Source organism: Pseudovibrio sp. W74 (assembly GCF_001623085.1).
GTDB lineage: Bacteria > Pseudomonadota > Alphaproteobacteria > Rhizobiales > Stappiaceae > Pseudovibrio.
In genome coordinates this window covers 230,711-257,496 of the sequence record NZ_LMCJ01000008.1, presented here as the reverse complement: position 1 = coordinate 257,496, position 26,786 = coordinate 230,711, and the positions used below count along the sequence as shown (strand labels likewise).

At 52.8% G+C, this 26,786-nt stretch carries 24 protein-coding genes and 1 pseudogene; 12 read left to right on the top strand and 13 right to left on the bottom strand.

Features of this window, described 5'->3' with window-relative positions; genetic code table 11:
* The first annotated feature begins 69 nt into the window (after window positions 1–69).
* The 7 genes from kduI to rbsK all read left to right on the top strand — a co-directional run bounded on the left by kduI (window position 70) and on the right by rbsK (window position 7,091).
* The gene (gene kduI / locus PsW74_RS07480; RefSeq protein ID WP_063288552.1) at window positions 70–906 is read left to right on the top strand and encodes a 5-dehydro-4-deoxy-D-glucuronate isomerase; all 837 of its coding nucleotides are present in this window, start codon (window positions 70–72) and stop codon (window positions 904–906) included.
* 377 nt (window positions 907–1,283) lie between these two features.
* On the top strand, window positions 1,284–1,703 hold the full coding sequence (rbsD, locus tag PsW74_RS07475; RefSeq protein ID WP_063288553.1) for a D-ribose pyranase: 420 nt from the start codon (window positions 1,284–1,286) through the stop codon (window positions 1,701–1,703).
* 41 nt (window positions 1,704–1,744) lie between these two features.
* Entirely contained in the window at window positions 1,745–3,238 is a 1,494-nt protein-coding gene (locus PsW74_RS07470) for an ATP-binding cassette domain-containing protein (RefSeq protein WP_063288554.1), read from the top strand.
* Window positions 3,239–3,243: 5 nt separating this feature from the next.
* Window positions 3,244–4,188, top strand: a complete 945-nt coding sequence (gene rbsC / locus PsW74_RS07465; protein WP_057465239.1) for a ribose ABC transporter permease — start codon at window positions 3,244–3,246, stop codon at window positions 4,186–4,188.
* Between the two features lie 29 nt (window positions 4,189–4,217).
* Window positions 4,218–5,099 carry a ribose ABC transporter substrate-binding protein RbsB gene (gene rbsB / locus PsW74_RS07460; RefSeq protein ID WP_057465238.1) on the top strand — a complete coding sequence of 294 codons (882 nt, stop codon included), beginning with the start codon at window positions 4,218–4,220 and terminating at the stop codon, window positions 5,097–5,099.
* Between the two features lie 69 nt (window positions 5,100–5,168).
* Window positions 5,169–6,164 carry a substrate-binding domain-containing protein gene (locus PsW74_RS07455; protein WP_057465237.1) on the top strand — a complete coding sequence of 332 codons (996 nt, stop codon included), beginning with the start codon at window positions 5,169–5,171 and terminating at the stop codon, window positions 6,162–6,164.
* 9 nt (window positions 6,165–6,173) lie between these two features.
* Window positions 6,174–7,091, top strand: coding sequence for a ribokinase (rbsK, locus tag PsW74_RS07450; protein ID WP_063288555.1), 918 nt, complete (start codon window positions 6,174–6,176; stop codon window positions 7,089–7,091).
* A gap of 73 nt (window positions 7,092–7,164) precedes the next feature.
* Here the strand turns inward: rbsK and queF are convergent, their stop codons facing one another.
* From queF to PsW74_RS07425, 5 genes are all read right to left on the bottom strand, one after another.
* A complete protein-coding gene (gene queF, locus PsW74_RS07445) occupies window positions 7,165–7,632 on the bottom strand; it encodes a preQ(1) synthase (RefSeq protein WP_063288877.1) in 468 nt (155 codons plus the stop codon).
* A 72-nt stretch (window positions 7,633–7,704) separates the two neighbouring features.
* Window positions 7,705–8,445: a 7-carboxy-7-deazaguanine synthase QueE gene (queE, locus tag PsW74_RS07440; RefSeq protein WP_063288556.1), complete on the bottom strand. Its 741-nt coding sequence runs from the start codon at window positions 8,443–8,445 to the stop codon at window positions 7,705–7,707.
* Window positions 8,424–8,780 carry a 6-carboxytetrahydropterin synthase QueD gene (gene queD, locus PsW74_RS07435; RefSeq protein WP_063288557.1) on the bottom strand — a complete coding sequence of 119 codons (357 nt, stop codon included), beginning with the start codon at window positions 8,778–8,780 and terminating at the stop codon, window positions 8,424–8,426. The genes queE and queD overlap by 22 nt, the downstream gene beginning before the upstream one ends.
* Complete coding sequence (gene queC, locus PsW74_RS07430; protein WP_063288558.1) at window positions 8,780–9,478, bottom strand: 7-cyano-7-deazaguanine synthase QueC; 699 nt, start codon at window positions 9,476–9,478, stop codon at window positions 8,780–8,782. Before queC ends, queD begins: the two co-directional genes overlap by 1 nt.
* A gap of 219 nt (window positions 9,479–9,697) precedes the next feature.
* The gene (locus PsW74_RS07425; protein ID WP_063288559.1) at window positions 9,698–12,454 is read right to left on the bottom strand and encodes a hypothetical protein; all 2,757 of its coding nucleotides are present in this window, start codon (window positions 12,452–12,454) and stop codon (window positions 9,698–9,700) included.
* Between the two features lie 299 nt (window positions 12,455–12,753).
* Between PsW74_RS07425 and PsW74_RS07420 the strand changes: the two genes are divergently transcribed.
* Window positions 12,754–13,740: a zinc-dependent alcohol dehydrogenase family protein gene (locus PsW74_RS07420; protein WP_063288560.1), complete on the top strand. Its 987-nt coding sequence runs from the start codon at window positions 12,754–12,756 to the stop codon at window positions 13,738–13,740.
* A gap of 37 nt (window positions 13,741–13,777) precedes the next feature.
* Here PsW74_RS07420 and PsW74_RS07415 read toward each other — a convergent pair whose 3' ends face one another.
* The 6 genes from PsW74_RS07415 to PsW74_RS07390 all read right to left on the bottom strand — a co-directional run bounded on the left by PsW74_RS07415 (window position 13,778) and on the right by PsW74_RS07390 (window position 19,751).
* Window positions 13,778–14,650 (bottom strand): DUF1989 domain-containing protein, encoded by an 873-nt coding sequence (locus tag PsW74_RS07415; RefSeq protein WP_063288561.1) that lies wholly within the window; start codon window positions 14,648–14,650, stop codon window positions 13,778–13,780.
* A 209-nt stretch (window positions 14,651–14,859) separates the two neighbouring features.
* Window positions 14,860–16,176, bottom strand: a complete 1,317-nt coding sequence (locus PsW74_RS07410; RefSeq protein WP_063288562.1) for a ferredoxin reductase family protein — start codon at window positions 16,174–16,176, stop codon at window positions 14,860–14,862.
* A gap of 205 nt (window positions 16,177–16,381) precedes the next feature.
* The gene (locus PsW74_RS07405; RefSeq protein WP_057465228.1) at window positions 16,382–17,695 is read right to left on the bottom strand and encodes an ATP-binding protein; all 1,314 of its coding nucleotides are present in this window, start codon (window positions 17,693–17,695) and stop codon (window positions 16,382–16,384) included.
* Window positions 17,692–18,360 (bottom strand): response regulator transcription factor, encoded by a 669-nt coding sequence (locus PsW74_RS07400; protein WP_063288563.1) that lies wholly within the window; start codon window positions 18,358–18,360, stop codon window positions 17,692–17,694. The genes PsW74_RS07405 and PsW74_RS07400 overlap by 4 nt, the downstream gene beginning before the upstream one ends.
* Before the next feature lie 144 nt (window positions 18,361–18,504).
* The gene (locus PsW74_RS07395) at window positions 18,505–19,395 is read right to left on the bottom strand and encodes an SDR family oxidoreductase (RefSeq protein WP_063288564.1); all 891 of its coding nucleotides are present in this window, start codon (window positions 19,393–19,395) and stop codon (window positions 18,505–18,507) included.
* Window positions 19,392–19,751 carry a VOC family protein gene (locus PsW74_RS07390; RefSeq protein WP_063288565.1) on the bottom strand — a complete coding sequence of 120 codons (360 nt, stop codon included), beginning with the start codon at window positions 19,749–19,751 and terminating at the stop codon, window positions 19,392–19,394. The genes PsW74_RS07395 and PsW74_RS07390 overlap by 4 nt, the downstream gene beginning before the upstream one ends.
* A 102-nt stretch (window positions 19,752–19,853) precedes the next feature.
* Between PsW74_RS07390 and PsW74_RS07385 the strand changes: the two genes are divergently transcribed.
* The gene (locus tag PsW74_RS07385; RefSeq protein WP_063288566.1) at window positions 19,854–20,759 is read left to right on the top strand and encodes a LysR family transcriptional regulator; all 906 of its coding nucleotides are present in this window, start codon (window positions 19,854–19,856) and stop codon (window positions 20,757–20,759) included.
* Between the two features lie 5 nt (window positions 20,760–20,764).
* On the opposite strand, the gene PsW74_RS07380 is transcribed toward PsW74_RS07385, so the two are convergent.
* Together PsW74_RS07380 and PsW74_RS07375 are read right to left on the bottom strand one after the other, a co-directional pair.
* Complete coding sequence (locus PsW74_RS07380) at window positions 20,765–21,292, bottom strand: AAA family ATPase (RefSeq protein WP_063288567.1); 528 nt, start codon at window positions 21,290–21,292, stop codon at window positions 20,765–20,767.
* Between the two features lie 65 nt (window positions 21,293–21,357).
* Complete coding sequence (locus PsW74_RS07375) at window positions 21,358–22,353, bottom strand: AraC family transcriptional regulator (protein ID WP_057465223.1); 996 nt, start codon at window positions 22,351–22,353, stop codon at window positions 21,358–21,360.
* 277 nt (window positions 22,354–22,630) lie between these two features.
* Here PsW74_RS07375 and PsW74_RS07370 point away from each other — a divergent pair, with 277 nt between their 5' ends.
* The 3 genes and pseudogenes from PsW74_RS07370 to PsW74_RS29270 all read left to right on the top strand — a co-directional run.
* On the top strand, window positions 22,631–23,092 hold the full coding sequence (locus tag PsW74_RS07370; RefSeq protein ID WP_057465391.1) for a (2Fe-2S)-binding protein: 462 nt from the start codon (window positions 22,631–22,633) through the stop codon (window positions 23,090–23,092).
* Window position 23,093: 1 nt separating this feature from the next.
* Window positions 23,094–25,280 (top strand): xanthine dehydrogenase family protein molybdopterin-binding subunit, encoded by a 2,187-nt coding sequence (locus PsW74_RS07365; RefSeq protein ID WP_063288568.1) that lies wholly within the window; start codon window positions 23,094–23,096, stop codon window positions 25,278–25,280.
* A 372-nt stretch (window positions 25,281–25,652) separates the two neighbouring features.
* Window positions 25,653–26,786 (top strand): annotated as a pseudogene (locus PsW74_RS29270) (hypothetical protein); the annotation flags it as partial.

The window sequence follows — 26,786 nt, the reverse complement described above, 5'->3', positions numbered from 1 at the left end:
AATAACGCGCAGTTGAAAAATTGAGCGACTGGAAAAGTGCGCTCAATTGTCGAATTTTAGGAGAACACCATGGAAGTAAGACAAGCAATTCACAGCGACCACGCTAAAACATTGGATACAGAAGGCTTGCGCCGTGAGTTCCTCATTGAAAGCATATTTGCTGCCGATGAAATCACCATGACCTACAGCCACGTAGACCGCATCATAGTAGGTGGTGTGATGCCGGTGAACACAGAAGTCGTCTTGGCGGCAGACTACGGCAAGAAGCTGGGCGTTTCCTACTTTTTGGAACGCCGCGAAATCGGCTTCATCAACGTGGGTGGCCCGGCTGTTATCACAGTAGATGGTGAAACCTACGAAGCCGCACAGGAAGAAGCGCTTTACATTGGTATGGGCGCAAAAGATGTGTCTTTCAAAAGCATCGATAAGCTGAACCCGGCCAAGCTCTATTACAACTGCGCCCCGGCTCATAAAACCTATCCAAACAAGAAGGTCACACTGGCAGAAGCCTCTCCGGTCACTCTGGGCGATGCTGAAAACTGCAATGAGCGTACGATCAACAAGTACTTCGTGCCGGATGTACTCCCAACCTGTCAGCTGCTCATGGGCATGACCAAACTGCATCAGGGTTCCATCTGGAACACCATGCCAGCGCATACCCATGATCGTCGTATGGAAGTATATTTCTACTTCAACATGAAGGAGGATGCCGCTGTGGTGCATATGATGGGGGAACCGCAGGAAACCCGTCACTTGTTCGTTCACAACGAGCAGGCAGTGATCTCCCCAAGCTGGTCCATTCATAGCGGTGTCGGCACCCAGTCCTACACCTTCATTTGGGGTATGACCGGTGAAAATCAGGAGTTCACCGACATGGACCACATCGCAGTTCCTGATCTGAAATAAACAACTGCAATCGTTGAAATGCCACAAGCCTCGCTCTGAAAAGGAGCGGGGCTTTTTGCTTGCCTGAAGGATGTTCGGTTCAATATCCCCAAGATCTAAGTATGGAAAAATAGGCGCAAATTGTCTCAGTTGTCGGGCAGGCTCTTGCTTTTAGCGTGCTTCAGGCGGGCAGAGTGCATCCGCAATAAAGCCATATAACCTCTGATATTTTTGCGCTTAACCCTTGTGGATCAGGTCAGACGCTCTTTCAGTATGCCTGAATTAAACTGGAGGAATTCCAGAAAATGACTCGCGCAAACGTTTGCGCAAACGGTTGCGTAACTCATGCGCGCCTGCTAACGTCTCTTCAATCGAGACAACGCGGAGGAACTGCTGCAATGAAGAAGGGCGTACTTTTAAACGCTCCGGTCTCTAGCATTATCTCTCATATGGGCCATGGGGATGGTCTGTGTGTTGGAGACGCCGGGCTCCCAATTTCCAAGGATGTCGAGCGCATCGACCTTGCCATTACAAAGGGTTTGCCAGGCATGCTGGAAACGGCAAGCGCGATCACAGCTGAGATGCAGGTAGAGCGGGTTGTCATTGCTGAAGAGCTGATTGAACACCAGCCAGCTTATCACTTGCGCCTGCGTTCACTCATTGCCGAAATCGCAAAGTGTCAGGGCAACAGCGTAGAGACCACAACTGTCTCTCATGAGGAATTCAAGGCATTAACTGGTAAATGCCGGGCGGTGGTGCGCACGGGAGAATGCACGCCCTACGCCAATGTGATTTTTTATTCAGGCGTAACGTTCTGAGGGAAATCTGAGATAATTCGGGCTTTGGGAGAGGACACCCAGTGACAACCCTTCTTGAACTTCAGGGAATTGAAAAATCCTTCTCCGGGATCAACGTGCTCAAATCCGTTGATCTGACGATCCGGGCTGGGCGCGTTGTGGCGCTGGCCGGTGAAAACGGAGCTGGTAAATCAACCCTGATGAAAATTATATCGGGCATCTATCAGCGCGATGCAGGCACGGTGACCTACAAGGGCAAAAAGGTCAGGTTCACCACGGCACGTCAGTCCATGGATGCCGGAATTGGTATTATCCACCAAGAGCTTAATCTGCTGCCTGAACTGTCCGTTGCCGAGAACATCTATCTGGGCCGGGAACCCACCAAACTGGGTAAAATCCAGTGGGATGTGATCGAGCGGGAAAGCAAAAAATACCTCGCTCAGTTGAAACAGGATATCGATCCTAAAACGCCACTGGGCAAGCTCTCCATCGCGCAGCAGCAAATGGTCGAGATCGCCAAAGCGCTCTCGCTGAACGCTGAAGTGATCATCATGGATGAGCCAACAGACGCGCTCACCGATATTGAGACAGCAATCCTGTTTGAAGTCGTAGACGAGCTGCGGGCGCAAGGCAAAGGTCTCGTGTTCATCTCACACCGTTTGGGCGAAATATTCCAGATGTGTGATGACATCGCCATCCTGCGCGATGGTGAGATGGTCCATCAGGGGCCAGTCTCCGAGATCACTGAGGACGACCTGATCCGCCACATGGTGGGCCGGGAACTTTCCGATCAGTATCCGTTTGTCCCAGCCGCTCCAGGTGATGTGCGTATCGAGGTTGAGAAACTGACTGCGCATGGCGCAAAAGAAGTCTCCTTCACAGCCAATGCTGGCGAAGTTGTCGGGTTCGCAGGCCTTGTTGGAGCAGGGCGAACAGAACTTGCCAAGGCAATCTTTGGCGCAAACCCAATCGACAGCGGCACAGTTAAGATCGACGGCAAAGAGATCCGCCTTAAATCACCACAGGATGGTGTCAAAGCGCAGATTGGCTACGTCACTGAAGACCGCAAGCAGGAAGGTCTCGTCCAGTCACAGGAGTTGAGCACCAACATGTCCCTCACAGGGCTGGACCGGTTCTGCAATGTGCTCGGGTTCGTCAACAAAGCCTCTGAAGCCGTCACCATCAGCGAGTACATCGAAGCGTTCGCCATCAAGACCAGAGATGCAAACACCATCATCTCCAATCTGTCCGGCGGCAACCAGCAGAAGGTCTCCATCGCCAAGTCATTGGTGCCGGAACCTAAGGTCCTCATTCTTGATGAGCCCACGCGCGGCGTGGATGTAGGCGCAAAACGCGAAATCTACACGCTCATCAACAAGCTGAAGGCAGAGGGTCTTTGCATCCTGCTGATCTCCTCCGACATGCCAGAGCTTTTGGGTATCTCTGATCGCATCCACGTCTTGTCCAGCGGCAAGTTGACCGGATCGTTCTCACGAGCCGAAGCCACTCAAGAAAATATTATGCGCTGCGCCGTTGCTGGCCAAACGAACGGGTAAAACAGATGAAGCTCAACGACTTTATCAGTGAAAATAAGTCTCTGATTGGCCTGATCATCCTGATGGCCGCAGTGTCCTTCGCCAATGCCAACTTCCTTGGCATCGACAACATGCTCAACATCCTGCGTCAGACCTCGATCAATGCAGTCATCGCTATGGGCATGACCTTTGTGATCCTGACTGCGGGCATCGATCTGGCGGTTGGTTCCATTCTGGCCTTCGCTGGTGCCATCTGCGCAAGTCTCATTGGCATGGATACGCCGCTCATCATCGCACTGATCGCCACCATTATGGTTGGCGCGGGCCTTGGTGCAACAAGTGGCGTGATCATCAGCTACTTCAACGTTCAGCCGTTCATCGCAACGCTGGTTGGCATGACCATGATCCGCGGCGCGACGCTGGTTTATACGCAAGGCCGCCCAATCTCTACGGGTTACTTTGATGTGGCTGAAAGCTTCTACCAGTTCGGCGGCGGCTACATTCTTGGCATTCCGAACCCGGTGATCCTGATGGTGGTCATCTTCGCGCTCTGCTGGTTCGTTCTCAGCCAGACCCGTTTCGGTCGTTACGTTTACGCCATTGGCGGCAATGAAAACGTGGCCCGTCTGTCCGGTATCAATGTCAAAAAAGTCAAAATTCTTGTCTACGCCCTCAGCGGAGCGCTCGCCGCACTAGCAGGCATCATCCTGACTGCCCGCCTTGAATCCGCTCAGCCGACTGCCGGTCTGGGATACGAGCTCGATGCAATCGCAGCTGTGGTTCTCGGCGGCACAAGCCTTGCAGGCGGTAAGGGGCGGATCTTTGGCACCATCATCGGTGCCCTCATTATCGGTGTGTTGAATAACGCACTGAATATTATGGATGTTTCATCCTACTACCAGATGATCGCGAAAGGTGCGGTTATCCTTCTGGCGGTTGTCGTCGACAGCCGTGGCAAATCAAACGCGTGAGCAATCAAACTGAACCTCGGGAGGTTTCTATGAAAAAACTAGTAAGTTTGGCAGCAGGTGCTGCTCTTCTTCTCGGCTCCACAGCAGTATCAATGGCACAGGACACACTGGCTCTGGTCGTGTCCACCCTGAACAACCCGTTCTTTGTGACCTTGAAAGAAGGTGCTGAAGCACGCGCAAATGAGCTCGGCTACAAGATTGTTGTTCTCGACAGCCAGAACGATCCTGCAAAAGAACTGGCAAACGTGGAAGACGTGCTGAGCAAGAACGTTTCGATCCTGCTCATCAACCCAACTGACTCTGACGCTGTTTCCAGCTCCATCCGCGCTGCAAACCGCAAAAACGTACCAGTGGTCACTCTGGACCGTGGTGCAGCACGCGGCAAAGTTGAATCCCACGTGGCATCTGACAACATCCTTGGCGGCGAAATGGCTGGTGAGCTGATCGTTGAAACCCTGCGCGGCAGCGGTAAGATTGTTGAGCTGGAAGGTGTTCCAGGAACATCTGCTGCACGTGATCGCGGTACAGGCTTCAAAAAAGCAATGCACGGTGCCTCCGGTATTGAACTGGTTGCAGTTCAGCCAGCAGACTTCGACCGCACCAAAGGCCTGAACGTGATGGAAAACATCCTGCAGGCACAGCCAGAAATCAATGCTGTTTTCGCACATAACGATGAAATGGCTCTGGGCGCAATCAAGGCAATTGAAGCGGCCAACCGCGACATCCTTGTTGTTGGCTTTGATGGTACTGATGACGGCGTAAAAGCTGTTGAAGAAGGTACAATGCTGGCAACTGTTGCGCAGCAAGCTGGCATGATTGGTTCCATCGGCGTCGACACTGCGGACAAAGTCCTCAAAGGTGAAAAAGTTGATGCGTATACCCCAGTTGCGCTGAAGCTTGTTACCAAGTAAGTGCAAGTAATCTGAATAAGATCGGGTTTGGCGTAAGCGCCAGACCTGCCCCTTAAAACCGGAGCGGAAATGGTCAGTATCAAGGATGTTGCACAAGCTGCGGGGGTGTCCGCATCTACAGTGTCTCACGTGATCAACGAGACGCGCTACGTTGCACCCCTGACCAAACAAAAAGTCGAGGAAGTTATTCAGGCTCTCGGCTTCCAGCCAAGCATGATGGCGCGCGCGCTCAAGGTAAAGCGCACCAACATCATCGGCATGCTGGTTTCAAGCAGCTCCAACCCTTTCTTTGCTGACGTTGTGCGCGGTGTGGAAGAGGGGTGCTACCAACACAATTTCAGTCTCATCCTGTGCAATTCAGGTCATCAGTCCGACAGGCAGCTGGCAAACCTAAACACCTTGCTTCAGCGCCGCATTGATGCCCTCATGGTGATGACCACCAAGACAGACCCGGCGCTGTACCAGCAAATCAGCAAGCTCGGCAAACTGCCCAAAGCCATTCTGGATTCCGCCCCGCACCCAAACGCCTGCACTTTGCAGGATGATTCCGTACTGGGCGGCAGATTGGCTACAGAACACCTGATCAAGCGCGGCCTGACCAAAATCGGTTGTCTTATGGGGCCGGAAGACCATCCCCGTTCTATTGAACGCTACAAAGGCTTTGAAAATGCCATGAACGCTGCTGGGTTGCCGGTAGAAAGCAAGTGGCAAGCCGCAGGCCTTCTCACCGCATCCAGCGGGTATGAAGGCATGAAGCAGATTTTGGACGCCGATAGCCAGCCCGAAGCCATCTTTGCCTTCAACGATTTGATGGCAATGGGGGCGTATCGCGCCATTCACGAACGTGGCCTGCGCATTCCAGAGGATATCTCCGTCATCGGCTACGATGATGTTGAGTACGCCTCCTACATGGCGCCAGCGCTCACAACCATCAAACAGCCCAGCTTCGAGCTTGGGTTGAGCGCTGCAGAAGCGCTGATCAATCATCTGGAAGAAAAGACAGAGATGCCGCCAGTCATCCAATTGGTGCCTGAACTGATCGTCCGCAGCTCTGTTGTTAACTAGGAAGTATTCATGTCCATCGTCATTGTCGGTTCCATCAATGTTGATATCACAACCCGTTCTGACCGGTTGCCACAGCCGGGCGAGACGCTGCATGGACACAGCTACGCCATCAACCTGGGCGGCAAAGGCTGCAATCAGGCTGTTGCAGCATCAAAGCTGGGTGGTGATGCACAACTGGTAGGCCGCATCGGCAAAGACGGGTTTGGTGACATCGCTGCCCAGCATCTGGCGGACATGGGCGTCTCTACAGAGCATGTACACCTGGATGAAAACCACGGCACCGGCATCGCGGTGATCGGTGTGGATGCTAATTCCGAAAACAGCATCACTGTGATTGGTGGCGCAAATCTTGCAGTTGACGAAAGCGATCTGGAACGTACGTCAGATGTGCTGAAGAACGCTAAAATCATGCTGATGCAACTGGAAATTCCGGTCGCAACGTGCCTGAGCGCCGCTAAAAAAGTCCGCGCCTCAGGCGGTAAAGTGATCTTCGATCCAGCGCCTGCACCCGTCGATGGTCTGCCGGAAGGTTTCCTGCAAAACGTAGATGTTGTAACGCCCAACGAGACAGAAACCGAAATCCTTACTGGCTTCCGCCCATCCAATGCAGAAGAAGCAGCCCATGCTGCAAACCTGTTGCGCGAACAGGGTGTTGCAGCTGCCGTTGTGAAACTCGGCGCACGCGGCGTTTACTTCAAGGATGATGAGAGTGAAGGCTTCGTGGAGCCGTTCAAGGTGAACGCGATCGACACTGTGGCAGCAGGAGATTGCTTCAACGGCGGTCTGGCGTATGCGCTGGACAGCGGCAAATCTCTGGCTGAAGCAGTCCGTTTCGCAGCAGCGTGCGGTGCACTCTCTACCACCAAACATGGTGCAGCCACATCTGCGCCAACTCTGGCTGAAGTCGAAGCCCTGATGGGCGCCTAAGGCTTATCAAAAAAGTAGAGTTGGGGTTGGCAGCCTTTTCGCAACCCCAACTGAATACACGCCAAGCAAATATTTAGCCGCGACCGCGATAGGTCGGCACGCCCTGTTCTGGAATCCAGACGCCTTTTGGCTCTTCACCGGTTTGGTAGAACACATCAATCGGAATACCACCGCGCGGATACCAGTAACCGCCAATGCGCAGCCAGATCGGGTTCAACGTGTCCACCAGACGCTTACCGATGGACACAGTGCAATCCTCGTGGAACGCACCATGGTTGCGGAACGATGTCAGGAACAGTTTCAAAGATTTGCTCTCAACCAGCCACTGGTCTGGCACATAATCAATCACCAGATGAGCAAAATCCGGTTGGTTGGTGATCGGGCACAAAGAGGTGAACTCAGGCGCTGTAAAGCGCACTGCGTACGGGGTGCCCTGTTGCGGGTTCGGAACGCGTTCCAGAACGGCTTCTTCAGGGGATTGTGGCTGAACAGTATCACCGCCCAGCATGGTCAGATTTTTATAGATATCGTCGTTGCTCATTGTTCTCTCGAATTCTTCGTTCTCATGCATTTCCGTCATCAAAGGCTGATCACCAGCTTACCGGAATATGCTTTAAACACCGCGCTTGTTGCCCCACAGCAGCACGTGTAGCTGTGGCAGAATGCGTGGCTTGAACCATTGATCGGAAACAGTTTTGTCCACCAGCCAATGCATGCGATCCATGATGCCGTCCATATCGATCTGGACGTCATCATCCTCAGGTGGAGGAGGGGTATGGTTCCCCGGTTGCAGATACATTGGTAGATAAGGGTAGCGCTCGCCAACCTGCTTGGCCCAGTCGTAATCGACATCATCGAACACAACCACTTTGATCACACAGGTGGCAGAGTTGATGGCCGCATCGAGACAGGCATCGAACTTGTCCCAATTGACAGTCTCACCAGAGGAAGGCGGCTTAGGACTCAGCACCAGCGTATCCAGATCTGCAAACCAGTCCCGCGCAACAGATCCTTGCGTCTCCACGGCGAATTTGTAACCCTTCGCTTTGCCGAGTGAGATTACTTGCGAAAAATCCTGAATGGCAGGATTGCCGCCAGAAAGGGAAACTGTGATCGGTTGATGACCGGACAGTTCCTCAATCTTGTGCCAGACGTCCGCGCTGTCCATCTGGTCCCAGGTATGACGATAGGCGCTGTCCACCGCATGCAATGTATCACACCAGCTGCAACGATAATCACAGCCGCCAGCGCGTACAAACACGGTCGGTTCACCAATCAAAGCACCTTCGCCCTGAATGGTTGGTCCAAAGATCTCACTGATACTGAGTTTGCTCATGGCCGATATTCCGCCCATGTTTTCGGCGTTTCACTCACACGCACAGCACAGGTCTCCACCCAGTGCCCTTTGCAGAACTCATAGATGGTCTTGGCGAGAAACTCAGAGGTAACCTGATCGTGTCCGAACACCTCATTGAGGTGACGGTGATCCAGCTCATCATCAATGAAACGCTTGAGCGGCTTCAACTCAGTGAAGTCCACCACAAAGCCGTGTTCATCCAGACCCTTGCTGGCAAGTTCAATCACCACAATGTAGTTGTGGCCATGCAGGCGCGCACAGGGATGTCCCTCCGGCATTTCGCAGAGTTGATGCGACGCCGAGAAGTGAAATTCCTTTGTGATTTTGTACATTATGGTTCCGCTCGTTCCACCACGGATTTCCAGTAGTCGGGATCCGCGTATTCTGTTGGGTCCTCAACACCTGCCAGATCAAAGGCTTCTCGCCGTTCGACACAGGTGCCGCACCGCCCGCAATGTTTCTCTCCGCCTTTGTAGCAGGACCACGTGTCCTCAAACGGCACGTTGATCCGGGCACCTTCTTCAACGATGGCACCTTTGGAGATTTCTACAAATGGCGTGTAAAGGCTCACATTGGCATAGCCGTCCAGAGCCAGCTTCTGCATGGCTTCAAAGCTTTTGATAAAGCCAGGGCGACAGTCCGGGTAGATGAAATGATCACCCCCATGAACGGCCGCAGCCACAGCATCGGCCTGCTGAGCAGCCGCAATGCCAAAGCCGATAGACAGCATAATTGCGTTTCGGTTGGGAACCACAGTGACCTTCATGTTCTCTTCGGCATAATGGCCGTCGGGAACATCAACATCATCGGTTAGAGCGGAGCCACTTAAATGCGCTCCTATCTGGCTCATGTCCAGAATATGATGTGGCACACCAAGCTGCTTTGCAGCATGTGCTGCATAGTCCAGCTCTTTTTTGTGCCGTTGGCCGTAGTCAAAAGAGACGAGGCCGAGCAATTCGTTTTCACGCGCAACCTTGTAGGCAAGCGTGACCGAATCCAATCCGCCTGAGCAGATTACGATAGTCTTCATAAGGTTTAGTCCTTGTTTTCGCTGTTGCCGGGTAGGCTGCGACCGGCACTCATTGCTGAGCAAATCGGTAACTACCAGACTAAAACCTCAAGGAAAAGGACTATTTCACCCTCTGCATACATCTCATGGATAACCTGCTGAGTATAAATGCAAATCACACTTTAGAGTTGCGTGTAATGTGCCCTGCGACCACATGCGGTGCCGCAGGGTTCGTATGCATCAGGACGCGAGGGTCAGCAGTTTAACTTCAAGCTGTACCAGAACGGGCCTCAGGACATTGATGTCATTGTCCAGTTCGCTGAAGGGATGCCGCCTGTAAAGCTTGACCGCCTTGTCGCTGTCGAGCCGTGCCAGCAAGGGCCGCACAAGGCGTAACGCCTCTTCGCGGGCCTTTTTGCGCTCTTGAAGTGATTTCTTGCTGTCGCCGATGACCTGCGCATACGTTCGCAGCTCACCTGGTATGATTGGCTTTGATACGCAGGTGGTGAACCGCTTTAAACTGCCCGCATTGACATAATCTTCGCCAGCTTCTTGCTGGCTGGCAACACCGGTGATGAAGTCGCCTTCAGCAAACGCCTTTGCAGATTCCATACGCGTGATAGCTTTCTCTGCGGCTTTAACGACATCCTTGGCGATGTCTTCTCTAAAGCCTGTCAGCTCGCCGCGCATGGCATCATACATGCCCTTCAGCTCTTTCAGCCGGTCCATGTTTTCATCATAAGAGGAGTTTACTGCGCATTCCTGTTCAAGCAGCTTTACCTCTGTCAGTAGATCTTTGAAACGGGTCGGATCGAAAGTGGCCTCGTCAATACGGGGGAAGCCCTTCAAAAGTGCCTTTGCACCTTTCCAGCTCTTGGACTTCGCGGTGAGCATTTCCAGCTCATCCTTCATAGGGCCGGAGGTTTCATTGAATTTGCCCTTGGCAACCTTGCGGTCAATCTCAAGCTGAACACCATTTTTGTAGTCTTCTTCGATTTTCTCAAAGAACTCATCCCGCTCAGGGGTGGTGACAGGTCCATCCACATCCTCGCCAAGCAGCGCTACACGAGCTCTCAGCTCTTCAACATACTTGTCCGCTTTAATCTTGACGGTATTCACCTGTGAGATGGCCTCTTTCACATCATCAACAGTGGCAGCGTTATGAGCGGTGACTTTCGCCTGTTTCAGTTCCAGCTCCAGTTCACCGTGATAGACTTTCTCCTGCTTGGGCTGCCAGATCTTCTTGAATCTCATGGCAAGCTCAGGGCGAGCTTTACCCAGCCTGGCAAGCAAGCCCGGAATTTCCTTGAATATCTTCTCAATCGGCTCCAGCTTCATCTCAAAGACCTCTCTGAAGGCGAGGGATTCCTCGAGCTGTCTCAGGAGTGGATGAAATCGTGTACCTTCCAGCTTGTTGCACCGACCGAGAGCCTTGTTGATGTTCATATCCGGTGCTTGTTCGCGTAAGAGACGGATATCCTCTTCAAGGTTCATCTTAGCTTCAACGTAATAAATCGCTTTCTTGCCGGATTTGGTGGTTGCAACTTTATCAAGCATCTTCTGCGTGCGTGTTTGAAGGTCATCATATCCGGTTGGATTGGAGTTGATGCCTTCCAGAATGTCTTCTGTCTTGATAAACTCTTCAAGTGCAATGGCTTCCATACCTGTCACACCCGATAACCGCATTTCATCCAAAAACTCAAAAGATTCCAAAAGCTTGTTGATTGTCGCACGGGGAACAGCCTTAACATCCTTGCCGCCGGGTCGCTTCGGCATTGTTGCCATGACATCTTTATCCAGCCCTTCAGTATCAACAGCGCGAGCACGGGCTTCAGTCTTGCTTTCTTTGGTAACCACCTGATGGTCTGCATCAAACACGACAAACTTCTCAAGTTGTTTTCGATAGGCCTGGGTGCGTACATCCAGATTTTTCTCGGCCCATTCCTCTTGTTTGATCCACCTTTCACGGCGTTCAGCATTAGCCTTGAGACTCGCGATAACGCGCAGGGTTGATGAAAGGTCGCGGGAACTTTCACTTTGATAGTCACGGAGTTCTTCAAGCGTATCTGCAGCAGCAGTTGTTGGCTGCGCCATGGTCATGCTTTCGCACAGGGTCTCAATATATTTGGCCGAGCTGCGCAGTTCCGGCAGAGCTTTTTTACAGGCCTCCGCATCAGACATAAGCTCTGTCCAGCGCGCATCGGATGGCCGTGACACCGCATCCTGATACTGGTTCATTTCAATGAGCAGGCTTGTTCCCAATCCAGTATAACCAGCGTCCTGCAAATTAAAGATGATCTCCTTCACCTTCTTAACATCCTGACCAATCAGAACCTGATCTTCGTTACTGACATAGGTTGCTGGATGCACTTGGGCATCTCGAAGAAGGTTTTTCATGTCTTTGAGCTTGCGTTCCATCTCGGACAGAGTCACTTCGCAAGCGGCAAAGTTGTAAACGCCGCTTTGAATATAGGCTTTGTCTATAAGCATCCCAACCAGCTCATTAGCGGTTGTGAAAGCCAGCTTCTCAGCTTCCAGACCCTTAAAGACCTGAACTTCCAGAAAAAGTTCTTCCTTCTGCAATTTGAAAGCTGCGATCTGATCGATGATCACCTTACTCAGCGACATGTCAGGTGAATCTGGCATGTCGATCGCTTCCATGGGATTGGATTCGAGTAAGGTCATCTCATTTTTAAGTTCGAAGAAACGTTCACTATCCTCAAATGCCAATGTAGAAGCAGCATCGTGTCGTAACTCCTGCTCAGCCTGACGACGGTCATCTTCATCCATTCGGGCTGTTGCCTGTGCAAGCTCTTCCCGTTCCCGTTCCCGTTCTGCTTCATAAACTTCGCCAAATGCATCTGCCCAGGTTGGAAGCATTTCGCCCCATAGCTTATAGATTTGCTGAGCCCAGGTTTCCTCGCTCTGGTTCATTTGGTCTTCTGCAGGAATAGGACTGGTGTCAGTGCCAGTATCGGTATTTTGATTTCCGGGCATCGGAGGTTCACTCACCTTAATTATGAGAGGTACTCAAACAGGAAAACCAGCGGGCAGACGCACATGGCATCTCCGCAAGGCTCCACTCCAACAAGTCGTCGCGCACACGCGCACCAGATTGTTATGACGGACTCAGATGAAATATGCGTTGTGATAAATGGTTCGGTTTTCTCTTATTCTTGATCTAATTCTGCAGCGCACAGCAACAACGGGGAACCGCAAACACCACGCCAGACTTTCTTAGGACAACAGCGTATAATCTGAGCACAATCCAAGCCTGCGTGAGAAGGAATGCCCTCATGAAAGCAATGGTTCTGACCGAAATTGGAAAGCCACTTGTCTTGCAGGAACGTGCTGCGCCACCAACACCGCGCTCCGGCGAAATCCTGATTGAGGTTGAAGCTTGCGCGGTTTGCCGGACAGACCTTCACGTCGTGGATGGCGATCTGACGAAACCAAAGCTCCCGCTCATTCCCGGCCATGAAATTGTCGGCAGGGTACAGGCATGTGGGGCAGGTGTTGATGATCTCACAATCGGCACAAGAGTAGGCATTCCATGGCTTGGACATACATGCGGCTGTTGTTCATTTTGTCAAAGCCATCAGGAAAATCTCTGCGATCATCCCATATTCACGGGCTATACACGCGATGGCGGCTTTGCAACGCACACCATCGCAGATCGTCACTTTGCGTTTGAGTTGGACGACAAAGCCGATCCGGTATCCCTTGCTCCACTTTTGTGTGCCGGATTGATTGGCTGGCGCTCTTTAAAAAAGGCTGGCAAAGGCAAAAAGATAGGCATCTACGGCTTTGGTGCCGCTGCTCACATCATCGCGCAAGTCTGCATTTGGCAAGGCCGTGATGTTTACGCCTTCACTAGGTCAGGTGACAGGCAGGCGCAGAACTTCGCAAGAGAGCTTGGAGCCACTTGGGCAGGCAGCTCTGAAGACCAGCCACCCGAAAAATTAGATGCGGCCATCATTTTCGCCCCCGTGGGTCCACTTGTTCCAACAGCGTTGAGCGCTCTGCGCAAAGGTGGGCGCGTGGTGTGCGGCGGCATTCATATGAGCGACATCCCGCAAATGCCCTATGCATTGTTGTGGGAGGAGCGGGAGGTCGTTTCCGTTGCCAACCTGACCCGCGAAGACGGGCTGGAGTTCTTTCCCCTCGCCAAAAAAGCAGGCGTGAAAACCCACTGCATTCCCTACAAACTTGAACAGGCCAATCAGGCACTGGAAGATTTGCGAGGGGGACGGCTATCCGGCGCAGCTGTCCTCGTGCCGTAACACGACAAACAACTGCGTCTGGCCAAATCAAAAAGGATCAGGCCTGGTGCCCACCTGCATAACCACTGCGTTTTGCGGCAGACCAGCCTTTCAAACTACCCTCTGCCGGTTTGAAGATCTCGACAAGAAGCGGATAGCACGGCGTATCGTCATCAGAGTGACTGCTGCCGCAATCACCACCCGGACAGGTAGAAAGCGCGCCCAGAAGATCGATCTCTGCAAAGAACTCAATAAAATCACCCGGACGAACAGGGCTGGCTTTCATGAAGTATTGGTGGGTGTCGCGGGTAAAGCCCGTGCACATGAAGACGTTCATCACATCATGCACATGCGGCTCAGCGCCATCTAACGAAAGACCTTTTGCATCTGCCAGTGCACGGGTCAGGTTGGAGTGGCAACAATGGTTGTAGTCCACATTCTTGAGCATATGGTTGGTGTAAGGGTCGCAGCGTGTCCCAATCACATCATGGACGCCCGCGCCATCCTCATCCCAACCGTACCAGTCCAGCGTATCCTGTGTAATCGTCGCCATAGGGCGCAGATACGGCATGGTGCTCCAGAGCCGGTCTCCGGTTGAAAGGTGCGAGGCGTGCAGCTGACGGGTCTTGCCGCTGAAAAACCGCTCGTTAATGTCATTGGCATTCCACAAATTGAGATCGCCAACCTGCGGGCCTTCAACGCTCACAATCCGGAAGAAGTGGCCAGCAGGCACCTTGAAATGACCGCCATCACGAGGTGGCACCACAACTTCGTCGATCTTCTCCAGACTCTCCTTTGCCTGCTGATAAAGCTCAGCGTTATAGGCAGGCAAATGATCTACTTCGTAACAAACAATAGGAGACTTGGAGCGACGATCTTCGGAAGGAGCAGGGATGTCGGTCGTAATCGAGCGGGAGGCGATTTTTGTCATGAGCCAATGATCCTAAAAAGAACAGAATTATTGGTTCTGATTGAACCCTCCAAATCTCAATTAATATATTGATTTAATTTCACTGATCCCTTCAGTCCCGGCACCTTTCGAAGGCACCATGAAGCCAGAGAACTAAACCTTGCACCTAGCTTGAAGGAGCGGATCGCCGCACCGCCAGGCAATGCAGCGATCCTCATGTTGGCCAAGCTTTACTTGGCCGGGGCGAACTTGCCGGAATGCCGGTTAACTTGCTGAAGCAGAAACTTAAACAGCTTTCGAAAACCAAGGCCGGAGCGCATTTGGAATTCTTCATAATGAAACAAGCGCATTGGGTACTTCAGGGCTTTCAGATCCCGTATCAACGCTTTGCGCATAACTTCCGGACCACAAAACGCAATTGGCATCACATCAAAGAATTTTCCCTGCAGGATTTTCAGCAACCGCGCGTCGATGTACTCACCCATGTCAGACTCAAAGTACTGTACATGAAGGTTCGGCAGACGGCTTTGCAGTGCGTCCAGCTCCTCCTCAAACGGGTTCTCCAACCGGTTGCGGACACCATAGTAAAGATAGATCTGTCCGGTCTCATCACCCCTCAAAGTCTGCGCCCATGACAGGAAAGGTGTGATCCCGACACCGCCCGCAATCCAGATCTGGTCCCGATTGGAAGCAATTGGGCGGAACCCGCCATATCCCTTACTGATTTGAGCTTTTGTGCCGACCTGGAGCTCGTGCACACGAGATGTGTAATCACCCAGCGCAGAAATGCAGAACTGCAGTCTTCCGTCTTCGCGCGGCGCAGATGCAATCGTGTAAGGATGCACTTCGCTCATGCCCTCCTGATCAAAGGAAAGGTAAGCAAACTGACCGGCATCATGAGAAATAGGCTTGCCTTCAGGTTTCAGTGTCACACTGGTGATGCGCCCGTAAATCTGAACATCTTCTACCTCATAGGTCTTTGTGCGCCCGGCCATGCCTTTGTAAGTCAGGTACAAGAAGGACGCGACACCGGCAAAACAGAAGAAGGCGACGTAAAGACCAAGCGGATCACTCCAAGAGAACACGTTGGGGATCATCAGGAAATGCGCAGCAGCAAGAGCGAAGAAAATACCGATCAAACGGTGGGTCCAGCGCCAGATATTATAGGGGATGAAGGTCGCCAGAGAACCGAGGCCGAGGATTAAAATACCATTATACCCGATCTCACCCAGCTCTTTCGCCAGTCCATCCGTATCGCCGCTTGAAAGCACATCCGCATCAATGCTTTCATGCAGGAAAGCAGCAGCAATTGCGAAAATAGCCAGCCATTTATGCAAGACATACACGCGATCCAGCGGGCCAAACAGAGCCTCAACGCCTTTCATCCGTGTGGCCATCACCTGAACCAGACCCATGAAGATCAGTGAGACCATGCCAAAATACTGGCTCAGCAAAGCACCTGAGTCTGCTTGGCTACCAAACTGGGAGAAAATCAAAAGGGGGACTAGGATGCTGGCGATAATGAAGGTCAGGCCAATCGGTTTCATTCCGGTACGCTCATCTGAGTTAACGATGCGCACTCAGATGAAACTCTGGCTATGAAAGGTGAGTGACACCGTTGGGGGGCATCGCACACCATTCATAATCAGATCACCCCATAAGAAGCTACAGATGCAGCCTCGGAGTAGGTTTCAATCTGAGTGCTTCCCCTAAATTCACTTGGAAGCTGAAACCTACCTGAAGTTTACGACACTACTTTTTCAGTTTGAGCATAAAACAGGCTCCGCCCAGTCGCTCACTCTTGCCAAGGGATATCTCGATCCCATTGCGACGACACAGAGTTTGCGTAATAGACAGACCAAGGCCTGCACCTGAACTTGATTGCCCCGGCATGCGGAAGAACCGCTCAAACACCTTCTCACGGTATTTCTCAGGCACACCCGGTCCGCTGTCTTCAACACTCAGTTGAATATGATCATCACCGCGCTCAAGAACCACGATAACCTCACCATCAGATGGTGTATGCCGGATTGCATTGCCAATCAGATTACCAAGCACAGCGCCCAGATCTTCCGGATCAACAACAGCTGCCACATGTTCTGATTGAAGCAGTTGCAGCTCCACATTTTTATCAAGTGCCGCATGGGCCTGTTGTGCAAGGCTTTCCTGAAGAACAGGCAGTAAGTCGTGCTCTGTTATCTCTTTGTGGGCATCCTGACCTGCACGGGCATGTTCCAAAAGCTTGGCGGCAAGATGCGTGGCCCGGTCAACACCTTCAATGATGTTGTCAAACCGCAGCCGTGTCGCATCATCTAGCGCGTCCCGCTCAATCACCTGACACTGGGCTTTCACCACGGTCAGCGGTGTTCTGATCTCATGCGCCGCATCATCAATAAACCGCTGCTCGCGGGCAAGGTAGTCTTCAATCTTGTCAAACAGCATGTTCAGGGAGTTCACAATCGGCACAAGCTCATCTGCCTGCTTCTCCGTTGTCAGCTTACCAAGACTCTCAGGCTCCCGAGTTTGCAGTGTCTCAGAAAGAGTGGTGAGCGGACGTAACCCGCGTTTGACGATGAAAACCGTTGCGATGATGGAAAACACCAGCACCAGCCCCAAAGGGATGGAAACCGTGGCAACAGTCTGGTCGGCCAGCTCAATGGCTTCATCAAACACGATACCGATGATGTATTGCCTGTCAGTCTTTTCGCCCGGAAAATTCCAGATCACCCAGCTGTCGCCCTCATGCTCAATTTCCTGAGCACCCGGCCTTAGATACTGGGGTAGCTGTACTTGGTCGGATGACTTATATAAATCGTTGCCGTCTCCATCGCGGATGACCACGAAGTAATCATTAAGTTCATGATGATCATCCAGATGCTTGGGAGAAATGGTGTCCCCCTCCAGCTGTGCAATCGCGCTGACAAGCTGAAAGGCCTGCGCATCATGGGTCTCGTAAAGCTCTTCCTCTGTCATATTGTAGACAATGGCGGAAAAGACGCCCCAGACCACAAACAGCAGCGGGATCAGAAAGATGAGGATGCGGCTGCGGATGGAGGAAAGTTTCATGCCGGTACGTCCTCATCAACAATATAGCCTACGCCGCGGATGGTCCGGATCAGCTTAGACGTGGTTTTCCTGCGGATCTGCGAGACATAAACCTCAAGCACATTGCTCTCCGCATTCTCTTCCCAGCCATAAAGCTTTTCCATAAGATCAGACTTGGAAACCACACGGCCCCGCCGCTCCAACAAAATGGTCAACAGGCGGAAGGCGAGGGGCTGCAGCACCACCTCTGCCCCGTTATAGCAGGCTTTTTTCTGGTCCAGATCCAGCGTCAACACCCCATGCTGCAACAACATGCGCGTACGCCCTACAGAGCGCCGCACCAGTGCGCGGCAGCGGGCCAGAAGTTCTTCCATGTCAAAAGGTTTGGTCAGATAATCATCTGCACCCAGATTAAGCCCGTCAATCCGGTTCTTGGTGGTTTCCCGCGCAGACAGGATCAGGATCGGCACATCCGCTTTGTCGTCGCGAACGGCCCGCAAAAACTCCAGACCATCCTGACCCGGCAACCCCAGATCCAGAATAACCAGGTCAAATTCTCCGGTTCTCAGAGCGTCTTCTGCCAAAAGACCGTCATCGACCCAGTCCACGATAAATTCATGCCGCTCCAGAAAAGCTTTGATTGCATCCGCAATCAGCCGCTCGTCCTCAACCAACAATACGCGCATGTGTTCCTTCCACTAGGGCGAAGTGCACCCAATATTTGCCTCAACTCTTTCACATCTACAAAGAACATGAAACTGAATTGTGCCTGAAGAAATCGCATAAGCGGTTACAATTGACGGATAATTGGTAGCACGACATATGGTTGGTCAAGGCGGCCCAATCGACACGCTCAAAGCGGCCTTGGCGCAAAACACCTGACGGATGAAAGTTTTGATGCTGCGCGGTGGGCGCCCGCAGATTGTAGAAACGGCATCCGTTGTGAAGTCCCCCCAACCACTGCGATAGGCCTGCGCATAATCGCGAGAGATGCCTGCAATCCACTCATCCCAACCCGCACCAACAATACCATCATACACATCCTGCGGCATGACAGGCACATAGGTGATGGTGCGCTTGAGTTCTTCGCTGAGTGCCGACGCAACATCAAAATAAGAAAGGCTCTTTGCTCCCGTTACCTCAAAGATGTCGCCGTTGAAATGATCACTCAGCACGCATTCTACGGCGCACTCAGCCACATCGCGTGTGTCTACCATCCCCATCCGGGCATCACCCATGCCAAAGAAGAAGCTGCTATGTTCTGCTATGGTTTGCGTTGCCAGAAACATGTTTTGCATAAAAAGATTAGGTCTCAGGATTACATACTCCATCCCGGAGCGAACAAGCTCATCCTCGGTTGCTGCATGCAACACAGTGTTCGCCGTTGGCCCGGTAGCATCTGCCTTGATGGCCGAAATGCGAACCACTTTGCGCACACCGCTCTCCAATGCCGCATGAAGCACAGCAGAAGCCTGTTGTGCTGCCTGTGGGGTGGCCGAAGTGATCAGTACCAGTGTGTCAATGCCCGCCATCGCCTCAAAGAGAGAAGGCAGATCAGAAAAATCTCCCCGAACCGCCTCAGCGCCCATGGATGAAACCAGCCGTGAATTTTCCGTACTGCGCACCAAAGCACGCACATGCCACGGTGTTTGCTTTAACTCTCTGAGGAGATGCAGGCCGATTGTCCCGTTGGCTCCGGTGACCAAAATACGCTTGTTCATGACGAAGCCTCCGTCCACACTGCAAGTTCGTTCCCGTTGGGATCTGCAAAATGAAACCGCTGCCCACCAGGGAACGAATAGATGTCCTGCAAGATCGCCGCACCAGCTGCACGGACGGCCTTTAGCGTGCCCTCAAGATCCGCCGCATAAAGCACCACCAGAACACCGGGAGCCTGAACCGGAAACCCGCTTTCTCCATTAAAACCTCCTTCCACACCAGCACCGGAAAAGCTGATGTAGCTTGGCCCCCAGTCTTCAAAGGTCCAACCAAACACAGAGCTGTAGAAACTCTTGGTCTCTTCATTTTTCAGCAGAGGAAATTCGATGTAGTTGATGGATTTATCCTGGTTTCCCATCCCGCGTTCCTTTCATGTTTTGATTGGAACGCATTCTACTATTCTTCTTAGTGTGGTAATATTGCTTGAAATGGAAATGATAATTCCAAATATGGGAATATGATGCAGGACCTGAATGCAATCGCGATATTTGCTGAAGTTGCCAAAGCAGGCAGCTTTTCCGGAGCTGCCAAGGTGTTGCGCCTGCCGCTCTCAACCGTCAGCCGAAAGGTGGCGGATCTGGAAGCGCAGATGGGAGCAAAACTGCTGGAACGCACGACGCGGCGCATGCGTCTGACGGAAATCGGCGACCAGTTCTATCAAGCCTGTCTACCGGGACTGGAAGCGTTCAGAGCAGCAGATCGCGTGGTGGAACAGCGCCAGTCAGCCGTGTCGGGAGACCTGAAGGTCACCGTGCCACCCAATCTGGCCGAAGCTCTCTTCATTCCCGTCATCGGGCAGTTTCGCCTGCAATATCCGCAGGTACGCATCCACATGATCGTATCAGAGCGCAATCTGGACTTTATCGAGGATGATGTTGATCTGTCTTTCCGCGTCGGTCCAAAACCAGATTCCGGACTGACACTCACAAAGCTCGCCGCCTACCGCCACGTTCTGGTTGCTTCGCCTTCTTACATCGCAGAGCAGGGAACTCCGCAGCGCCCTGAAGACCTGACGCAACACGCCCTGATCGGCTTCGGGTTCTGGCAAAAGCCGGAAATCAGCTGGCAACTGAGCTGGAAAAGAGAAGAGCGGACCATTCGATTTGCACCAGACATTGCCATCAACGACTACTCAGCGCTTCAATCTGCGATTAAGTCCGGCTTGGGAATAGGGGAGCTGCCATCCATTCTCTGTCAGGAGGCGTTGAAAAAGCGCAGTCTGGCGGAGGTGCTGCCGGAGTGGAGATTCCCTGAAATAGACCTGCACGCCATGCACACTGGAAAGCAAAATCAGTCCCGGCTCACACGCCTGTTTCTGGAAACCTGCGTGAGCATGATCCGCCCGAAACTCCGCCAGTTTGCGTGAGAGCTTCAATAAGACCCGTAACGCACCAGCTGGCTGAAGGCCTCAACGATCTCTTCGACGCTTTCCTCGACAGGTTTTTCAAAGGTGTCGACCACAAGGCGGTGTTTCTTCCACGGCTCATAGCGTCGCCGCTGTACATCCTCCCAGCTGGGCAGGGACATCGCGGAAATATCGTTGTGTCTGGTCTCAACACGTGTCTTGTGCTCAGCCTCGTCAGAGCAGATCACCTCAATGTTGAGCGCTTTCACCCTAGCGCCAAGCGCTGCTTCCAGCCAGATGTTGCGAGTGATCTCAATCGGATTCACCGCATCCGCAATCACATTGTTACCCAGCAGCAAGTTGTCTTTGGCAACGGCTGCTGCTGCAACATAACCAGCATCTTCTGCTGGTGAAATCGCAAGAACGGAGGTCTTGAGGGCAGCCTCAAGTGAATCAATACGTAAATGAACGGCTTGCAGGCGCGGAGAAAGGGCCTTTGCCAAGGTCGTTTTACCAACACCAGGCAATCCCGAAAGAACAAATAGAATAGCCATGCCGGGCTCTTACCAGCCCAAGGTTTCATGAAGCTTTCTTCATGAGAGGCTAAATTAGGGCGTCCTTAAGCAATCCCACGCACTTCCATGGGCGTCTTGCCCGTCCAGCTGTGAAACGCGCGAAAGAACGAGCCGGTATCCTTGTACCCAAGCAGATAGGAGATTTCCGGAATGCTCAGATCACTGCGCACCAGATAGTGCTGAGAGAGTTCGGCGCGGGTCTCGCTCAAAATGTCCTGAAAACTCTTGCCTTCTTCCTTCAACTTGCGCTGCAACGTCCGCTTGCTGGCATTCAGGTTCTGGCTGATCACGTCAATTGTGTTCTGGCCCGCTGGCAGGCTTTCCAGCAACGCATTCTTCACCCGGCGGGACATCTCATCAGAACTGCCCGTGCTCTGCAGTTTCTGGCGCAGCCCATCTTCAAACGTATCCCACATACCTTCCATCTGCGTGATCAGCGGACGAGTGGCATCCTGCAGCGAAAGGGTGATGTGCGCCACCGGAGCAGGCGTTGCCTTCACCCCGCATTCCGCTTCAACAGCAGACCAGTCCAGATCCCCAACAGGGCCTCCCACACTGAGCGGCACAATCTGCTCTCCAGTAAAGGTGCGGCTGCAATTGGTGAAGTAGACAATCTCGAACTGAGCCAGAATTTCAGGAAACGGTTCCGTCGGATCGCTGGAAGTAAACAAGATGGACACCGTACTATCTGTACGCTCAACTTCCAGCCGGATAGGCGCAATCAGAGGCTTAAACAGCGCAAGACGCTTCACGCCTTCCTCAATGTTTGGACTGCAGGAAAACGCAAAGGCGTGTGGAACAAAACTGCCTTGCTTGATGGTGTGCCCAAGTTTGATTGCCAGATCGTTGCCGCCATATTCCTGATGCAACGCATGCCAGATGGCGAAATACTGCGCCTGTGTGATGCCCTTGGCTGCCGGACCCAGCTGCTCAATGGAAACTCCGGCACGGCGCATCACCCGATCAACAGACAGGTCAAGGTACTGAATGATTTGCGCCATCATGGCAGCGCCTGGGTAAAGATGTGCGTGTTTCGTCATGCTGGGCTCGGTCTCATTGGTCTTGCCACTCTTTCATCTCGAATTTTTGCTAGGTGTGCCAGTACCAATTTACATAGTGGCGCGATATGGCAGTACTTTGGCGCGATCTGCCACTGAAAGCGAGAGAGGCGAGTGCTAGGGATAACTACAGATCATTTGTTTCAGGCTCAAAAAGCAGAATAGCGCATTCCGCATACAACACTGCCCCATTCAAACAGTGCCTGAGATTATTGCTGACCCAGCCAACCGCTACGGATCAAAAAAGGGATTTTTTTTGATGGCAATTTCTTTAAAGCTGAACGGCCAGACGCATAAGGTCGACGCCGAACCAGGAACCCCGCTTCTTTGGGTGATCCGCGATGAACTCAAGCTCACCGGAACAAAATTCGGGTGTGGTGTCGCCTCATGCGGGGCGTGCACCGTTCATCTGGATGGCGAACCGGTCCGCTCCTGCCAAACGTTTATTGAAGATGTGGAAGATTCTGAGATCACCACAATTGAAGGCCTGAAGTCCACGCCAGCACAAGCCGTGCAACAGGCATGGACAGAGCTGGACGTGGTCCAGTGTGGTTACTGTCAGTCCGGCCAGATCATGTCTGCCGTTGGCCTGCTCTCTGAAAACGCAAAGCCAACACTGGAAGAAATTGACGATTACATGGACGGCAACGCCTGCCGATGCGCCACCTACCAGCGCATTCGCTCCGCAATCGTACGTGCATCAGAAATTATGGAGGCTTGATATGAGCGTGTTGTCCTCTCGTCGTGGCTTCCTCAAAGGGGCAGCAGCCTCTGCTGCCGCCGTTCTTGTTATTGGTGTGGCCCCATCCGGCTCTATGGCCGCTGCAAATGCTGCAGACACCACCATGCTCAATCCGTTTGTAAAGATTGCAGCAGATGGCACCGTGACTGCGATCGTCAAACATTTTGAAAAAGGGCAGGGTCCGGCAACCGGCCTCACCACACTCATTGCAGAAGAGCTGGGCGTCAGCATGGATGCGATAGAGTATGAGTTCGCCCCATCCAACCCGAAGCTTTACAACAACACGGCATTCGGACCTATCCAGGGTACCGGCGGCTCCACCGCCATGTTCAACAGCTTCAAGCAGTATCGTCAGGCAGGCGCCGCGGCCCGTGAAGTGCTGTTGCAAGCCGCATCACTGGCATGGGATGTGCCCGCCGCCCAGCTCAAGCTGGAAGATGGCGTGATCTCAGGTGGCGGCAACAAAGCGCCAATCGGCGAGTTCGTAGCCGCCGCGAGCAAGCTGACAGCACCTGAAAACCCGCGCCTGAAAGATCCATCCGAGTTCAAGTTGATCGGCAACGCAAGTGTGCGCCGCAAGGACACACCGCCAAAGATCAACGGCACCGCCAAATACGCGATGGACATCCAGCTTGATAATCAGATGGTCGTCACCATCAAACGGGCCACCCGCAAAGGTGCAACTGTCACGTCCTTTGACGACAGCGCCGCAAAGGATGTCAAAGGCTTCATCCGTGCAGCTACACTGCCCAACAAAGCTGGTGTTGCAGTTTACGCAGAAAACACATGGGCCTCTCTTCAAGCCCGTGAAGCTCTGGAAGTCACCTGGGACAATTCAGCAGCTGAAAGCCGCAGTTCTGAAGACGTCTACAAAGAGCTGATGGCTGCGCTCAACACAGTGCCGGAATACAACCTGACCAAAAACGATCAGGCCGAGATTGCAGGTGCGATTGAAAACGCAGACAAGGTGGTGGAAGAGACCTTCTACTTCCCATTGCTCGCACATGCGCCAATGGAACCGCTCACCTGCACCATTGAGGCGACAGAAGATGGCGGCGTGATCCTGCATGACGGCTGTCAGATGCCAACCTCACCACATGCAGCGATTGCGCAAATCCTTCAGGTGCCAATGGACAAGGTGCAGGTCAACACCATGTTCGCTGGTGGCTCGTTCGGTCGCCGTGCAACACCAACGGTCGATTATCAGGTAGAAGCAGCGCTTTCCTTTGTGATGACGGATCGCCGCCGCCCGGTCAAACTGGTGTGGTCCCGCGAAGATGACATCACCGGTGGCTACTACCGCCCGGCATTTGCGCACAAAGTTCGTGTTGGTCTTGATGCAGATGGCAACATCGCTGGCTGGGACCACCGCGTTGCAGGCCAGTCCATCTCCAAGGGCACCCCGTTTGAGGCGTTCTCGGTTCATGATGGGGTCGATCATCTTTCCGTAGAAGGCGTCACCCCGACGCAGTACTCCATTCCGGGCATGTTTGCCGGCCTGACGGACATCAAACCAGCCACAACCGTTTTGTGGTGGCGCTCCGTTGGTCACACCCACACCGCCTACGTCATGGAAGCCATGATGGATGCCGTTGCAACAGCAGCGGGCCGTGATCCGGTTGAGTTCCGTCTGGCCCATCTGGCAGGCGACACGCCAGATCAAAAACGACTGACGGGTGTTCTCAAACTGGCTGCTGAAAAAAGCAACTGGGGCAAAGGCGCTGAGGGTCGCTCTCAAGGTGTTGCGGTCCACAAATCCTTTGGCAGCTATGTTGCCGAAGTTGTCGAAATTTCAGGTGATGCAGAAAACGGCGTGAAGATCGAAAAAGTCACCTGCGCCGTTGATTGCGGTATCCCGGTCAATCCGGATGTGATCAAGGCACAGATGGAAGGCGGCATCGGCTACGGCCTCGGCCACGCCATGCGCGATGAGATCACGCTGGAGAACGGTGAAGTTATCCAACAAAACTTCCCGGACTACGAACCACTCCGCATTGGAGATATCGGCGAGATTGAAACGCACATTGTCCTCTCCACACAAGCCCCAACAGGCGTCGGCGAACCGGGCACACCACCATCCGGTCCAGCACTGGCAAATGCCATTGCAGCGAAAGGACCACGTGTAACCGAACTCCCAATGACCAAGGCAGGCGTCACCTTCGCCTAAACTGATTTGGCAGAGCAAAAGGCAGGTTGAATATCCATCAGCCTGCCTTTTGTGTGTTTTACAAAAAAAACGCAGCTCACACGTAAAAAACGCAAACCAACGCACAAAAACACGATCATTTTTCAGCTCACAACTTATTTGGTGTGTAAGACGCACTAACGCTCTGTTTTTTATGAGTAAAATCAAACCTCTTCTGATCTGTGAAGCGAAAACAGCTTCTTACAGATGAAACCTTTTCAGTTCACTTTGTGAACCTTCAATTGTCGCAAATTGAAGCCTGCCTGCACCCTATGTTCCCCTTAAAAGCGCGGAGCAGTGCTCCCGAATTCTGTCTTTATCCCCGTTGATGGAATGGGCTTTGGGAGCTGAGCAATGGATTTCCTGCAACAAACCTGCAAAAGCCTTTATCTGGCTCCAAACTCTGGCGACAACGCCGGTGGTTTTGCGTTTGTTGTCAGCAAGGTAGCCACCAGAAGAGCCAAACTCCCCAAGCGCATTTCGCTCAAAGACGCGCTCACCAACAAAACCTATTCAGGCTCCTTCATCTACTGCCCGGATCCACTTGAATGTGGAGGCAAAGAGAGCAGTCAGCAGGACCTGGTATCCGGCCTGCATGCCTACTTGCAAAGCATGAATGTGCTGCGCGGTTTCATGTGGCTTCCCAGAGACTTAACGCCGCTTCCAGTCCCTCGTGACTACACTGGCCAACGCCCGGCCTTCTTCTCCATTAATGCAGCGGGAACAGTGACAACCAGCAGTCTGTCCTACCTTCTGGCACCCGAACTCACCATCGAGTTCTATTCAAGCGCTTACATTGGTGTTTCTGAAGATGAAGAGAACCTCCAACTCTCAGAATCTGCCATCCAGTTGGGAGGATATCTCAGCCCGGATACGGGCTCGGTGAGCAAGGCAGACATCCGCTGCTCCGGCCCGGATCGCGGTGCCATTGTGTTTGATGCTGAGTTCGAGCGCAGCGCCCTTCATGATCAATGGAATCTGGGTTTTCAATGGGTTACGAAAGATGCGGAGACCAAAACCGGCGTCAATGGTCAACGCTTCGCCTTGGGCACAGGCGATGATGGCAGCCGTAATCCTCTGCCTATGACGCTCATTGTGGACGTCACCGACGCGCTGAACATCTACCCGACACACAATCGAACAGACCCCAACCGCTGCGCCTTCTATTTCCGCGCCGAAGAGGAAAGCGGGCAAGGACCAACCTTGAACAGCTTCTACCGAACCACCTACGGCGCTCCCGTTGTTTTACAGAGTATCACCGCTGACAGCCATGTGAGTGATGCTTGGCCCGCAGGCATTATCCTCACCCCGAGTTATGAGAATGCCTCATCGCTTCATAGCTTTATCGCCAGTCCTGTTGGAGATTTCCTCGTCTGCGCACCGCTCGCGAAAGACGATACAAAAGCCCGCTTCATGTGCGGACTGGGCGGCACAGAGTTTCTGGAAGTTCCTGGCGTTGCAGAACACGCGCTCTCTGAGGGAGCACGG

Bases quoted from the DNA above. Each gene is read 5' to 3' on its own strand.
- kduI (WP_063288552.1), top strand. From the start codon at position 70: ATGGAAGTAAGACAAGCAATTCACAGCGACCACGCTAAAACATTGGAT.
- queF (WP_063288877.1), bottom strand. From the start codon at position 7,632: ATGAGCAACGACGATATCTATAAAAATCTGACCATGCTGGGCGGTGAT.
- queC (WP_063288558.1), bottom strand. From the start codon at position 9,478: ATGAAGACTATCGTAATCTGCTCAGGCGGATTGGATTCGGTCACGCTT.
- rbsD (WP_063288553.1), top strand. From the start codon at position 1,284: ATGAAGAAGGGCGTACTTTTAAACGCTCCGGTCTCTAGCATTATCTCT.
- rbsK (WP_063288555.1), top strand. From the start codon at position 6,174: ATGTCCATCGTCATTGTCGGTTCCATCAATGTTGATATCACAACCCGT.
- PsW74_RS07395 (WP_063288564.1), bottom strand. From the start codon at position 19,395: ATGAACAAGCGTATTTTGGTCACCGGAGCCAACGGGACAATCGGCCTG.
- PsW74_RS07370 (WP_057465391.1), top strand. From the start codon at position 22,631: ATGGCAATTTCTTTAAAGCTGAACGGCCAGACGCATAAGGTCGACGCC.
- PsW74_RS07415 (WP_063288561.1), bottom strand. From the start codon at position 14,650: ATGACAAAAATCGCCTCCCGCTCGATTACGACCGACATCCCTGCTCCT.
- PsW74_RS07385 (WP_063288566.1), top strand. From the start codon at position 19,854: ATGCAGGACCTGAATGCAATCGCGATATTTGCTGAAGTTGCCAAAGCA.
- PsW74_RS07420 (WP_063288560.1), top strand. From the start codon at position 12,754: ATGAAAGCAATGGTTCTGACCGAAATTGGAAAGCCACTTGTCTTGCAG.
- PsW74_RS07365 (WP_063288568.1), top strand. From the start codon at position 23,094: ATGAGCGTGTTGTCCTCTCGTCGTGGCTTCCTCAAAGGGGCAGCAGCC.
- PsW74_RS07405 (WP_057465228.1), bottom strand. From the start codon at position 17,695: ATGAAACTTTCCTCCATCCGCAGCCGCATCCTCATCTTTCTGATCCCG.
- PsW74_RS07390 (WP_063288565.1), bottom strand. From the start codon at position 19,751: ATGGGAAACCAGGATAAATCCATCAACTACATCGAATTTCCTCTGCTG.
- queD (WP_063288557.1), bottom strand. From the start codon at position 8,780: ATGTACAAAATCACAAAGGAATTTCACTTCTCGGCGTCGCATCAACTC.
- PsW74_RS07400 (WP_063288563.1), bottom strand. From the start codon at position 18,360: ATGCGCGTATTGTTGGTTGAGGACGAGCGGCTGATTGCGGATGCAATC.
- PsW74_RS07425 (WP_063288559.1), bottom strand. From the start codon at position 12,454: ATGCCCGGAAATCAAAATACCGATACTGGCACTGACACCAGTCCTATT.
- PsW74_RS07410 (WP_063288562.1), bottom strand. From the start codon at position 16,176: ATGAAACCGATTGGCCTGACCTTCATTATCGCCAGCATCCTAGTCCCC.
- rbsB (WP_057465238.1), top strand. From the start codon at position 4,218: ATGAAAAAACTAGTAAGTTTGGCAGCAGGTGCTGCTCTTCTTCTCGGC.
- PsW74_RS07455 (WP_057465237.1), top strand. From the start codon at position 5,169: ATGGTCAGTATCAAGGATGTTGCACAAGCTGCGGGGGTGTCCGCATCT.
- PsW74_RS07375 (WP_057465223.1), bottom strand. From the start codon at position 22,353: ATGACGAAACACGCACATCTTTACCCAGGCGCTGCCATGATGGCGCAA.
- PsW74_RS07380 (WP_063288567.1), bottom strand. From the start codon at position 21,292: ATGGCTATTCTATTTGTTCTTTCGGGATTGCCTGGTGTTGGTAAAACG.
- queE (WP_063288556.1), bottom strand. From the start codon at position 8,445: ATGGGCGGAATATCGGCCATGAGCAAACTCAGTATCAGTGAGATCTTT.
- rbsC (WP_057465239.1), top strand. From the start codon at position 3,244: ATGAAGCTCAACGACTTTATCAGTGAAAATAAGTCTCTGATTGGCCTG.